The organism is Pseudotenacibaculum sp. MALMAid0570 (assembly GCF_040151415.1).
In the GTDB taxonomy this organism is placed as follows: Bacteria; Bacteroidota; Bacteroidia; order Flavobacteriales; family Flavobacteriaceae; genus Polaribacter.
In genome coordinates this window covers 305,334-317,975 of sequence record NZ_JBDKWF010000050.1, presented here as the reverse complement: position 1 = coordinate 317,975, position 12,642 = coordinate 305,334, and the positions used below count along the sequence as shown (strand labels likewise).

11 protein-coding genes are annotated in these 12,642 nt (G+C 31.8%); 7 read left to right on the top strand and 4 right to left on the bottom strand.

Annotated features, from left to right (window positions below; all coding sequences use genetic code 11):
- Positions 1 to 124 precede the first annotated feature (124 nt).
- The 6 genes from AAON49_RS13705 (at position 125) to AAON49_RS13680 (ending at position 7,204) form a co-directional block, all read left to right on the top strand.
- A complete protein-coding gene (locus AAON49_RS13705; protein WP_349555390.1) occupies positions 125 to 1,474 on the top strand; it encodes an NAD(P)/FAD-dependent oxidoreductase in 1,350 nt (449 codons plus the stop codon).
- A gap of 4 nt (positions 1,475 to 1,478) precedes the next feature.
- Positions 1,479 to 3,101, top strand: coding sequence for a 4Fe-4S binding protein (locus tag AAON49_RS13700; protein WP_349555388.1), 1,623 nt, complete (start codon positions 1,479 to 1,481; stop codon positions 3,099 to 3,101).
- A complete protein-coding gene (locus tag AAON49_RS13695) occupies positions 3,101 to 3,589 on the top strand; it encodes a toxin-antitoxin system YwqK family antitoxin (RefSeq protein ID WP_349555387.1) in 489 nt (162 codons plus the stop codon). Before AAON49_RS13700 ends, AAON49_RS13695 begins: the two co-directional genes overlap by 1 nt.
- A 74-nt stretch (positions 3,590 to 3,663) precedes the next feature.
- Positions 3,664 to 4,356, top strand: a complete 693-nt coding sequence (locus tag AAON49_RS13690; protein ID WP_349555386.1) for a glycosyltransferase family 2 protein — start codon at positions 3,664 to 3,666, stop codon at positions 4,354 to 4,356.
- Positions 4,356 to 5,846 carry a cellulose synthase family protein gene (locus AAON49_RS13685; RefSeq protein WP_349555384.1) on the top strand — a complete coding sequence of 497 codons (1,491 nt, stop codon included), beginning with the start codon at positions 4,356 to 4,358 and terminating at the stop codon, positions 5,844 to 5,846. The genes AAON49_RS13690 and AAON49_RS13685 overlap by 1 nt, the downstream gene beginning before the upstream one ends.
- A 2-nt stretch (positions 5,847 to 5,848) precedes the next feature.
- Positions 5,849 to 7,204, top strand: a complete 1,356-nt coding sequence (locus AAON49_RS13680; protein ID WP_349555383.1) for an MptA/MptB family glycosyltransferase — start codon at positions 5,849 to 5,851, stop codon at positions 7,202 to 7,204.
- On the opposite strand, the gene AAON49_RS13675 is transcribed toward AAON49_RS13680, so the two are convergent.
- From AAON49_RS13675 to AAON49_RS13660, 4 genes are all read right to left on the bottom strand, one after another.
- Positions 7,187 to 8,407 carry a helix-turn-helix domain-containing protein gene (locus AAON49_RS13675; RefSeq protein ID WP_349555381.1) on the bottom strand — a complete coding sequence of 407 codons (1,221 nt, stop codon included), beginning with the start codon at positions 8,405 to 8,407 and terminating at the stop codon, positions 7,187 to 7,189. The two genes, AAON49_RS13680 and AAON49_RS13675, sit on opposite strands and share 18 nt — an antisense overlap.
- 400 nt (positions 8,408 to 8,807) lie before the next feature.
- Positions 8,808 to 9,284: a hypothetical protein gene (locus AAON49_RS13670; protein ID WP_349555380.1), complete on the bottom strand. Its 477-nt coding sequence runs from the start codon at positions 9,282 to 9,284 to the stop codon at positions 8,808 to 8,810.
- A gap of 14 nt (positions 9,285 to 9,298) precedes the next feature.
- Positions 9,299 to 10,249 (bottom strand): carbon-nitrogen hydrolase family protein, encoded by a 951-nt coding sequence (locus AAON49_RS13665; RefSeq protein ID WP_349555378.1) that lies wholly within the window; start codon positions 10,247 to 10,249, stop codon positions 9,299 to 9,301.
- Positions 10,250 to 11,044, bottom strand: coding sequence for a DUF2797 domain-containing protein (locus AAON49_RS13660; protein ID WP_349555377.1), 795 nt, complete (start codon positions 11,042 to 11,044; stop codon positions 10,250 to 10,252).
- A gap of 89 nt (positions 11,045 to 11,133) precedes the next feature.
- Here AAON49_RS13660 and AAON49_RS13655 point away from each other — a divergent pair, with 89 nt between their 5' ends.
- Positions 11,134 to 12,642, top strand: coding sequence for a GH3 auxin-responsive promoter family protein (locus AAON49_RS13655; protein ID WP_349555375.1), 1,509 nt, complete (start codon positions 11,134 to 11,136; stop codon positions 12,640 to 12,642).

Genomic DNA, 12,642 nt, shown 5'->3' with positions numbered 1-12,642 from the left:
TGTCATATCCGTCGATGTCTTTTCTATTTACTTTCAAAGTATTTTTATTTATATTCATTCTAAATTATAAATTGATTTAAGAAAATTGAATTAACTTCGACAGATACCACAGCAACTGAAAACTATGGAGCATATTGTTATTATTGGAAATGGTATTTCTGGAGTTACCCTAGCGAGACATATTCGTAAAAACTCAGATAAAGAAATTACCATTGTTTCTGCTGAAACAGACTACTTCTTTTCAAGAACCGCACTCATGTATATCTACATGGGGCATATGAAATTTGAGCATACTCAACCGTATGAATCTTGGTTCTGGAAAAAGAATAGAATCAACTTAAAGAAAGGATATGTTGAAAAAGTTGATACCTCAAATAAACAGCTGGTATTTTCTAATGGAGAAAAACTTTCTTATGATAAATTGGTTTTAGCTACAGGTTCAAAACCAAACAAATTTGGATGGCCTGGTCAAGATCTAAAAGGTGTGATGGGTATGTATCATAAACAAGATCTTGAGAATTTAGAAACTCATGCTCCTAATAATAAAGTATGCAAAAGAGCTGTCATTGTTGGAGGTGGTTTGATTGGAATTGAATTGGCAGAAATGCTTCACTCAAGAAATATACCAGTTACTTTTTTGGTAAGAGAAACAAGTTTTTGGAATGGTGTTTTGCCTTCTCGTGAAAGTGAAATGATTAACAGACATATTAAAAACAATCATATAGACCTAAGATTAGGAGTCAATCTAAAGGAAATTAAATCGGATGAAAACGGCCACTGTTATTCTGTAGTTATTGCTGAAACGGGTGAAGAAATAGAATGTGATGTAGTGGGATTAACGGCAGGAGTATCTCCTAACATCAATTTTATCAAAGACTCAGAAATTGAAACCAACAGAGGTGTTTTGGTGAATAGATTCCTAGAAACCAATATAAAAGATGTTTATGCCATTGGTGATTGTGCTGAACAACGTGAAGCTATAGGAAATCGCAGACCAATTGAAGCTGTTTGGTATACTGGAAGAATGATGGGTGAAACCTTAGCTCAAACCATCTGCGGAAATCGAATAGAATACAAACCTGGACACTGGTTTAATTCAGCGAAATTTTTTGATATCGAATATCAAACTTACGGCTGGGTGTTTAGTGAACGACATAAGAAAGACAACGAATTACATTTTCATTGGAAGCATAAAGATGATACAAAATGTATTACCATAGCTTATGATAAAGAATCGAATAAATTCTTAGGAATTAACACCTTTGGAATAAGAATGCGACATGAACTATTTGATCAATGGCTCACTGAACAAAGGGATGTATACCATATATTGGAATATTTAGCCGATGCCAATTTTGATCCAGAGTTTTATAGAGCTTATGAAAAAGAGATTATCGCTAAATTCAACAAAGAGAACAATACGAATATTCAACCTAAAAAGAAAAGTTGGAAAAGAATCTTTTCAAGAGTTTAAAAGTATGAAAGCAATAAAACAATTAGGATTAGTCATTTTCCTCATAGGGTTGTCCATTTTTACGGGATCTATTTTTACAGGATCTTTTAACCTTACAACATCAGAAGTTGATGCTTTTATCCAAAGTAAAGGTTACAAAAGTGAGGTGATTAAAGAAGAACTTCAAAAAGCTGTGGTAACAGATGAAGACTTGAGTATTTTTGAATTTTCTAGTCGTGTTAGAAATGCTTACAAAGCGTCAAATAATCACTACGACGCATTGATTGCCAAATATGACGCAGAAAAAAATTGGGATAAAAAAGGCGAACAATATCAATATAAAATTTATGGGAAGCCACATACATTAAGTTATGAATTAGCAAAAAAAGCAGGTAAAGGATTTATTAAAGAAAATTCGGGCCTTTTATGGTGGCTTACCTTTGGATTAGGAATCTTAGGAGCGCTTCTTTTTATCCTTCCAAATTATGTACTGTTAGGCCCAGCAGGAATCAAAAACAATGGAATTTATTTAGAATCTGCAACCAATCGAGGTTGGATAGCATGGCTAGTTCTTATCTATTTAGTTGCTTTTTATTTATTGCTATACTTCATGGCAGACTATGTTGTGAATTGGACTTACATCTTAGATCCTATAAGTAAAACTTTAAATGGTGGTGAAGCCAGTCAGTGGTTTGTATATGGCTTTTTGTATTGTGTTATTATGATAGTGATGGCTGCGCGTATGTACATCAAATACAGACATAACAAATATCAAGTAATTCGTACAACTTCAGTTCTATTCTTTCAAATCGTTTTTGCTTTCTTAATTCCTGAAATCATGACAAGCTTAAACATGCCTGGTTATGATTTTAAAAATGCTTTCCCTTTAGATTATGACTTTTTCTTTGAGTGGAACCTAGAAAGTTTACAGAATAGCGGAGCTATTGGCTTATTTATTCTTGTCTGGGGTATTATTCTTACAGTGATTATTGTTCCTATAATGGTCTATTTCTTTGGGAAAAGATGGTATTGTTCTTGGGTTTGTGGTTGTGGTGGATTGGCAGAAACTTTAGGTGATCCTTACAGACAACATTCAGACAAAACTTTAAAAGCATGGAAACTAGAACGATGGGTTATTCACTCCGTACTTGTATTTTCTCTGGTGATGACAATTGTTACTATCTATGCATACCTAAGCGGAACTCAATCTTTATTTGGAATCAATTCTCAATGGATTAAAGACACTTATAGCTTTTTAATTGGAGCTTGGTTTGCTGGTGTCATCGGTACTGGTTTTTATCCAATTTTTGGAAATAGAGTTTGGTGTCGTTTTGGATGTCCTTTAGCCGCTTACTTAGGGCTAGTACAAAGATTTAAATCACGATTTAGAATTACAACTAATGGAGGACAATGTATTTCCTGTGGAAATTGTTCAACTTATTGCGAACAAGGTATTGATGTTAGAGCTTATGCTCAAAAAGGAGAAAGTATTGTACGCTCTAGTTGTGTTGGTTGCGGGATTTGCTCTGCTGTTTGCCCTAGAGGAGTATTAAAATTAGAAAATGGCCCTGAAGCTGGCCGAATTAATCCAACACAAGTTCTCTTAGGAAACGATGTAGATTTAATGAACTTGATAAATGAAAAATAATGAACTTTAAAAAGCAGCTTTTTTTGGTTTTTTGTTGTTTTTCAATTTTGGCCTCTGCTCAAAAAAAGAAATATCATAAGGCTTATTTCAAAAACGGAAATTTAAAAGAAGAAGGTTGGTTTAAAAAAGATCAAAAAAATGGGTATTGGAAGTTCTATTACAACAATGGAACACTTAAAAAAGAAGGGCATTTTAAAAATAATTTAGAGACAAAATATTGGTATTTTTACCGCCGTGATGCTTCCAAAAAAAAGGAAGGCCATTATGAAAAAGGAATGCAACATAAGTGGTGGTTGTTTTATGACGATTCTGGTAATATTAACCATAAATGTCAATTAAAAAACAATCAAAAAAACGGATATTGCTTGATGTACAAAATGAAAAAACTAGTTCGAGCAGAGAAATATCACAAAGGAAAGAAGATAAAAGAATGGACAGATTTTAAGTCTTTTAGGAAAGAGAATAATCTGTCAGATTTAAGACAATAGACATTGAACAATGATTAGTTATCAGTAAGTCAACATTTTTAATTGACCTCTGAGAATTAATCACTGATAAGAAGATGAAGAAAAATATTAAGGTAATCATTCCTGCTTATAATGAGGAAGGTTCCATAGCCAACGTTGTAAACGATATTCCTGATATCGTAACAGAAATTATTGTTGTTAGCAACAATTCTACAGACAAAACTGAAGAAAATGCTGCTAAAGCAGGAGCTACTGTTTTGCAAGAAAATCAACGCGGTTATGGCTATGCTTGTTTGAAAGGAATGGAATACATTGCTACACAAAAAGATAACCCCAATATTGTTGTTTTTTTAGATGGTGATTATTCTGATTATCCTGAGCAATTAATAGAAATTGTAGATCCTATTATAAATGATGACATCGATTTTGTAATAGGAGCTAGAGTTCAAGAATTACGTGAAGCTGGTTCTATGACTCCTCAACAAGTATTTGGAAACTGGCTTGCCACTTTTCTAATGAAGTTGTTTTTTGGAGCTAAATTTAGCGACTTAGGCCCTTTTAGAGCAATTAAATACGATAAATTGCTAGCCTTACAAATGGAGGATAAAACTTATGGCTGGACTGTAGAAATGCAGTTAAAAGTCATTAAACAAAAGTTGACATATAAAGAGATTCCCGTAAAATACAGAAACCGAATTGGAGTTTCTAAAGTTTCTGGAACAGTAAAAGGAACTATCATGGCAGGTTTTAAAATTTTAAGTTGGATTTTTAAATACAGTTTTAAGTAATGATTTTGGAATACACAATTATCACTATCTACTCTGTAGCGCTTATTTTGATTTTCATGTATGCGTTAGCACAACTGAATTTATTATTCAATTATGTAAGCGCTCAAAAAAAAGAAGATTCTTGTTCTAAATTCGACTTGACAAATCCTGACGAGGTTCCTTTTGTAACCATTCAACTTCCCGTTTATAATGAGTTGTACGTAATGGAACGTTTGCTCGAAAATATTGTCAAATTAGAATATCCAAAAAACAAATTAGAGATTCAAGTTTTAGACGATTCTACAGATGAGTCTGTTGACAGCACAGCAACTCAGATTGAAAAACTACAACAAGAAGGAATCGATATTCAACATATTCGAAGAACCAACCGACAAGGTTTTAAAGCAGGTGCGTTGAAAGAAGGTTTAGAAATCGCCAAAGGCGATTTTATCGCCATTTTTGATGCAGATTTTTTGCCTGAAAAAGATTGGTTGTTACAAACTGTACCCTACTTTAAAAACCAAAATGTTGGTGTTGTACAAACTCGTTGGGGTCATATCAATAGAAATTACTCTACACTTACCAAAGTACAAGCCTTTGCTTTAGACGCCCATTTCACCTTAGAACAAGTTGGGCGCAACAGTAAAGGACATTTTATCAACTTTAACGGAACTGCTGGAATCTGGCGTAAACAATGTATAATTGATGCGGGAAATTGGGAAGGAGATACACTAACAGAAGATTTAGATTTAAGCTATCGTGCACAATTAAAACAATGGAAGTTTAAATACTTAGAAGATGTAAAAACTCCAGCTGAATTACCTGTAATTATTAGTGCTGCTAGATCTCAACAATTCAGATGGAATAAAGGTGGCGCAGAGAACTTTCAGAAAATGGCAAAGAGAGTTCTTAGCAATCAACATATTTCATTAAAAACTAAGATTCATAGCTTACTACATCTATTAAATAGCTCTATGTTTCTCATGATTTTCTTGGTTGCTATATTAAGTATTCCTATGCTGTATATCAAAAACGAATATGCCCATTTGAAATCATATTTTTACATGATGAGTTTCTTTGTGATTAGCACAATCATCTTCTTTATCTGTTATTGGTTTATGTTCAAAAGAACCTACGGTGGTGGTTTTGTGAACTTTATCAAATACATTGGAACTTTTTTCACTTTTTTCTCTATTGCCATGGGATTCTCTCTACATAATACTATTGCAGTTTTAGAAGGTCATATAGGAAAGAAAAGTGAGTTTGTAAGAACTCCAAAATTTAATATAAAATCCTTAAAAGATTCTTGGAAAAACAACAAATACATTCGGAAAAAACCTTCTCTAAATGTTATTATTGAAGGATTACTAACATTGTATTTCGGTTTTGGGATGTATAGCGCTTTTGTAGTAGGAGATCAAGGAGGCGATTTTGGATTGTTCCCATTTCATTTGATGCTATTTATTGGTTTTGGATATGTTTTTTGCAAATCAATTTTTTCTAAAGTTTAGTAATGGCCTTTTCTAAAAAATATCAATCTATTCTAGCCATGTTGGTAAGTATAGTTTTGTATTTTTTATTCGCTTATTATTTAGACCGCACCAATTTTGCCCAACTTAGCTCATTATACTTAGCTCTTTTTCTACCATTTCTCTATTTTATGAGAAAAGAAAAATTAAACTTCCCTTTTTTGGTTGGAGTTGCTATTTTGTTCCGATTAGTATTTTTGTTTGCCATTCCAAATTTGTCACAAGACTTTTACCGATTTATTTGGGACGGTAGAATGATTCTAGAAGGTTATAACCCTTATATTTCTTTACCAGAAACATTTATAGAGCAACGGATATTTCCTGTAAATCAGGCTGTAGACTTATATGGTGGTATGGGAGATTTAAACGGAAGTCATTTTACCAATTACCCACCAGTTAACCAACTTAATTTTCTCCTAGCTGCAATTTTTTCTAACTCGAGTATTTTAGGAGCTGCTATTGTATTACGATTGCAGATTATTCTGGCAGATATTGGGATTATCTATTTTGGAAAAAAGATCTTAGAAAAACTTAATTTACCCATTCATCATATCTTTTTATATGCACTAAACCCTTTTATAATTATAGAGTTAACAGGAAACTTGCATTTTGAAGCTGTGATGTTATTTTTTCTAGTGTGGAGTATTCATCTTTTGCTACTGAAAAAATGGATTTGGGCATCTGTAGTTTTAGGACTTTCTGTTTCTGTTAAATTGATCCCTTTGCTCTTTCTACCACTCTTTTTTCAGTGGTTTACCAGAAAAGAAAAAACAAAAGGTTTTTTACAACTTCTTTATTTTGGAGCAATCGTTATTTTAACGAACGTTCTTTTATTTCTACCATTTCTTTCTTCTGATTTAATTAGTAGTTATACAAACTCTGTAGGTTTATGGTTTCGGAATTTCGAATTCAATGCCAGTATCTACTATATCGCAAGAGAAATTGGGTACTTGTTTAGAGGCTATAATGAAATTGCCATAATTGGAAAGATCCTACCTGCGTTAGCAGTCGTTTTTTTAGCAATTATCACCTTTTTTAGAAAGAATAAATCACCTCAACAATTGATTACCGCTCTGCTGATTGGTTTGACCTTCTATTATTTTACCACCACCACTATGCATCCTTGGTATTTATCAACTTTGGTTTTATTAAGTGTTTTTAGCAAATATCGTTTCCCTATTGTTTGGAGTGTTGTAATTATCTTGAGTTATCAAGCTTATGCAAATGATCCTTGGAAAGAGAATTTATGGTTTGTAGGATTAGAATATGTTTTTGTTTACGGAGTATTGATTTGGGAAACAACTAGTTTAAGGAGTCGAAAGTCAATTTTGTTTATTTAATTCCTTTATAAAATAAGAAGGTCGAATTCCTGTTGATTTATAAAAAGCTTTTGCGAAAGATTCAGAAGTTTTAAATCCAACTTCTTCAGCAATTGCTTTTATAGTGTACTTTCGAAATGTAGGATTTATCTTTAATTGATTAATTGCATATTCAACACGTAAAATCGAAATATATCTAGTATATGATTGCTTCTTATAATGATTAATAACTTTTGAGAGGTAATTTGCATTAGTACTGAGTTCTTTCGCTAAAGAACTTAATGTGAGTTCTCTGTTAATAAATTGATATTCTTTTTCAAACTTTTTTAAACTCTTCAAAATTTCTTCTACAATCTCCTCAGGAATATTAACTTTCTTTTCAATCAACACACTTTTATTTTGATGAGGAATGAGATTAGTTTTCTGCTCATTAATCAACTCTTCAAAACGTAATTTATATATTTTTTTCTTTCGGTACTGTAGGAAAAGTCCAACCATAAAAAGTAATAACAAAACACTTCCAAAAAAAATAATTTTTTGAGTGCGTTTTTCTTTTTTTTGAATAGCAGTAATTATTTCTTTTTTTTCTTTAATTAAAATAAGTTCGTCATAATTATTAAATGATTTATGCTTGATAGGTTTATAATTAGCATTTAAAACACTGTCAACTTTTAATAACTTATCAAGATATTCTATTTGCTTAGATTGATTATTCTGACCTTTGTAATATGTAATCAACTTCCTATAATTTTTTCTTAAAACTGAAGTTAAAATATGAGACGATTGATAAAGGCTATCCACTTTTTTAAAAAATTTAGTAGCCTTAATATCATTCTCTAGTTTTGAGTATGATTCCCCTATATAGAAGTATATCATAGACAATAATTTAACTTCTTCTAAAATTAGTAAATCAGCTTCTTCAAAAACAGGTAGTATTCTTTTTAAACTATCAATACTCGCATTGTAATTTTGCATTTCGAATTCCATTAAACCTTCCATGTATCTACTAATGTTTCCAGGAAATAATGTATCTCTCGCTTTTTTTTTCAATCTGTAATATCCAGTAATATTATATTTGGAAAAATCTATTTCACTATCTCTAAAAGAAAAATCAAATAAAGAATTAAAATCTTTACCAACAGGCAAATTGATAATATTTTGCCCATAACTAGATATAATTGTTAAAATCAATATAGCTTGAATGAAATTTCCAAGTTTCTTCATAGTAATCAGTAAATTTCTTCAAATATATACGTTTTAACCCTCAATATTTATCGATTTTTTAAATCAACTGTCGTTATTTATGAATGCAGACTTACTTTGTTTGTAACCTTAATATTTCTAACGTTTGTTTGTAGCATATTTGTCGAAAAGGGAAAAATGTTATGAAAAAAATAACCCGTGGAAAAACATTAAATTAATTGTTATCTACGGGTTATAATATGTAACTTTTTTTTTAAGAATAGCTCCCTTAATCTCAAAAGGTTTTCCATCAACAAATAAATTCCACCCTTGTTCAGTTTTTTGAACTGTTGTTTGAGAATAAATTATAATAGCTTGAAAAGAAAAAAAAAAGAAATGCAAAATAAATGTGATATTTTTTCATAACAATCAATTAAACTTCTTATTTCATTTTTTTATTTATATCCGATATATCGTGATAGAAATGAAATAATGATTTGTCTCTTCCTTTTTTCACCCACATTTTCCTCGCTAATCGAGATACTATTCTCATTTTACCTCCATTGTAATTCCTGCTTTCATATATAGAATTGATCAGTTCACTTTCAGACATTTTAATCCATTGACCTTTATTTTTAAATCCGCCATGATTACCTAACCTAACTCTATAAATATTCTTTTCTTTTTTTACCTCAGCAAAAGCTCCAGTATCTCCAAGTGTCCACGGTTTTTGTTCAGGTAGTAAATTATAAAAAGCATCATAGAAATGTAAACTATACCTTTCATTCATTTTAGAAACAATCCTAAGAATCTTTTTTTTTGTTGTAGTCTCATTCAAATCAATTTCTATATCAGCTTTCTTCCCATACTTTACACCTCTCAATTGATCAAATTTTATAAGTAAAAAATTCTTAATCATATCAGGTTTTATTTCTAATCAAATTCCACCGTACTTTGACGATCTCTGTTTACATGTAACTTCGTAACATCGGGTCTAGAATAATGTCCAACTGGATCAAAGTTTTGACGTTCTTGATAGATTCTAGAAAAATCTAGCGTTTGGTAGATTAATCCTTCCTTATCTACAACAGGTTCTACAACCCACTCTCCATCAGGACCTGCAATACAAGAACCTCCATTGGCTAAGGTATCTTTTGCTTCTGTAAGAATTTTATCTAAATGAGGTGTGTCTTTTGGAAAATCATTTTTAGTCATCATACTTGAAACTGAAATCACATAAGAGCGAGATTCTCTAGCAATAAAACGTGTAATGTCTTTGGTATTAAAATCGCTTCCTGGCCAAACAGCTATATGTAAATTTTCTCCTAATCCATATAATGCTGTCCTTGGCAATGGCATCCAATTTTCCCAGCAATTCAAACCTCCAACGGTAAACTCTTTCAAAGAGTGTACTTGTAATCCGTTTCCATCGCCAGGTGCCCAAGTTAAGCGCTCTTCGTAAGTGGGTTGTAATTTTCTATGTACAGATTTTATCTCTCCATTCTGATCTATGTATGCCAATGAAGCATAAATACTATGACCTCCTCTATTTTGAGCACGTTCCATGACTCCTAAATAAATAGCCATCTGATGTTGTTTTGCTAGTGCACAAATAGAATTTAACTCCCCTTTTTCAATCATAATCGAATTACTCACATAATGTGCATGCAATTCTTTAGTAATTGGTGAGTTAAATGTAGCTCCGTTAACTAACTCTACCCAAAAAGGATAGCCAGGTAGTAAAGCTTCTCCAAAAACAATTAATTCAGCATTTTCTTTCGCTGCATCATTGATTGTTTGTTCTATTTTTTGAATGGTTAGCTCTTTGTTTAACCAAACTGGTGCTATTTGCGCTAGGGCTACTTTTAATAAATTCGATGACATTTAAAGAATGTTTATTTTAACTACTAATCCTTCATTGGCTCTTACATTAAAAACTGTTTGGTCTTCAAAGATTAAATATTGTCCTTTAATCCCTACCAATTTTCCAGTATAAGACTCTTCTTTTACCAAATTTAAACTCTTTGGTTTTTCTGGATATTGGTTAACAGGAAAATTCAATTCTGTTTCTGTATTGTTTTCAATGAAATATTCTTGAACCTCTTCTGGTATGTAAGGTCGTAATTTTTGTTGCCACTCTACTAAATTTTCATCTTCGACTTCATTCTTTAACATCTTTCTCCAATTTGTTTTATCTGCAACATGTTCTTTTAAGGCAACCTCTGTAATTCCTGCTAAATACCTATTAGGAACTTCTACAATTTCTATCGCTTCATGCGCTCCTTGATCTATCCATCTAGTTGGAACTTGCTGCTTTCTTGTAACTCCTACTTTTACATTGCTAGAGTTTGCTAAATACACGATATGTGGCTGCAATTGCATAGCTTTCTCATATTCTAAATCTCTGTCTTCTTTTCCTAAATGTGCTGTACTTAATTCAGGTCGCATGATCCAATCTCCTGCTCTTGGAGTATCAAAAAAGCACGATTTACAAAAACCCTGTCGGTAAATAGGTCGTTCTAAATGGCAATTCAAGCATTCATAAGTCACAAAAGATATCTCTAGTTCCTTATTTAACAGCTGATTTACATTTAGAAAATCGGTTATCATATCCAAATAATACTGAATTTTATCACTAATTTCAGTTGGCATTTTTTTTAAAACTCCTTGGTATTGCATCTAAAATATTTTTCTATTTTTAACTCCGTCTATGAAGTTCTAAACAAACTTACGGCAAAAAATCAACTTTCTAAACTCAGAATATTTGTATGGCAATTCCGTTTGTTAATTCTATCATTTCGTGGTTTCTTAAAAAAAGGAAGCATCAAATGGAGTTATTCATCAAATATCCTATTGATGTTCAGGAGGAGTTATTAATGCGTTTAATTCAATTTTCTAAGGGGACTGAATTTGGAGAAACTTATGGTTTTTCTTCTATAAACACCTACAAAGAGTTTACTAAAAAAGTACCTATTCAACAATACGAAAGCATCGAACCTTTAATTGAACGCTGTCGTAAAGGTGAGCAAAACTTATTCTGGCCAACCAAAATAAAATGGTTTGCAAAATCAAGTGGAACTACCAATGCAAAAAGTAAGTTTATTCCTGTTAGTGATGAAGCAATAGAGTATTGTCACTTAAAAGCAGGAAAAGACATGTTGTGCTTGTACATTAATAATAATGAAAATGCTGAGCTTTTTAATGGAAAAGGTCTTCGTTTAGGTGGAAGTTCTGCTATTTATGAAGACAACAATTCGTACTTCGGTGATTTATCTGCAATAATTATTGAGAATATGCCTTTTTGGGCCGATTTTAGTTCAGCTCCTAAGCAAGAAACTGCGTTAATGAGTGAATGGGAAACCAAAATGGAGGCTATTATTAATGAAACTATTAATGAAAACATTACTAGTTTGGTAGGGGTTCCTTCATGGATGTTAGTCTTATTAAACAAGGTTTTAGAAAAGACAGGTAAAGACAATATCTTAGAAGTTTGGCCAAATTTAGAAGTGTATTTCCACGGAGGTGTTAACTTTAATCCTTATCGTGAGCAATACAAAAAACTTATTCCTAAAAAGGATTTTAAATACTACGAAACTTACAATGCTTCAGAAGGTTTCTTTGCTTTACAGGATGAGAATGGTTCTTATGATCTATTGCTAATGTTAGATTATGGAATTTTCTACGAATTCATTCCAATGGATGAATATGATGGAGAAAATTCAACAGCGATTCCTCTATCAGAAGTTAAAATGGATGTTAATTATGCTGTAGTTATTTCTACCAATGGTGGATTGTGGAGATATTTGATTGGAGACACGGTTAAATTTACATCCTTAGATCCGTATCGTATTCGTATTACTGGTAGAACCAAACATCATATTAATGTTTTTGGCGAAGAATTAATCATTGAAAATGCTGAAGAAGCTTTAAAACTTGCTTGTGCAAAAACTAAAGCTACAATTACAGATTATACAGTGGGGCCCATTTTTATGAATGGAGATAAAAAAGGTGGACATGAATGGATTATTGAGTTTAAAAATGCTCCTAAAAACCTAGAATATTTCACCGAGTTATTAGACAATGCTTTAAAATCTTTAAACTCTGATTATGAAGCCAAGCGCTATAATAATATGACGTTGAATATGCCGATGGTTCATCAAGCAAAAGAAGGGCTATTCTATTCTTGGTTAAAGAAAAAAGGGAAATTAGGAGGCCAACATAAAGTTCCTAGATTGTCTAACAAACGAGATTTTGTTGAAGAACTATTAGCTCTATGA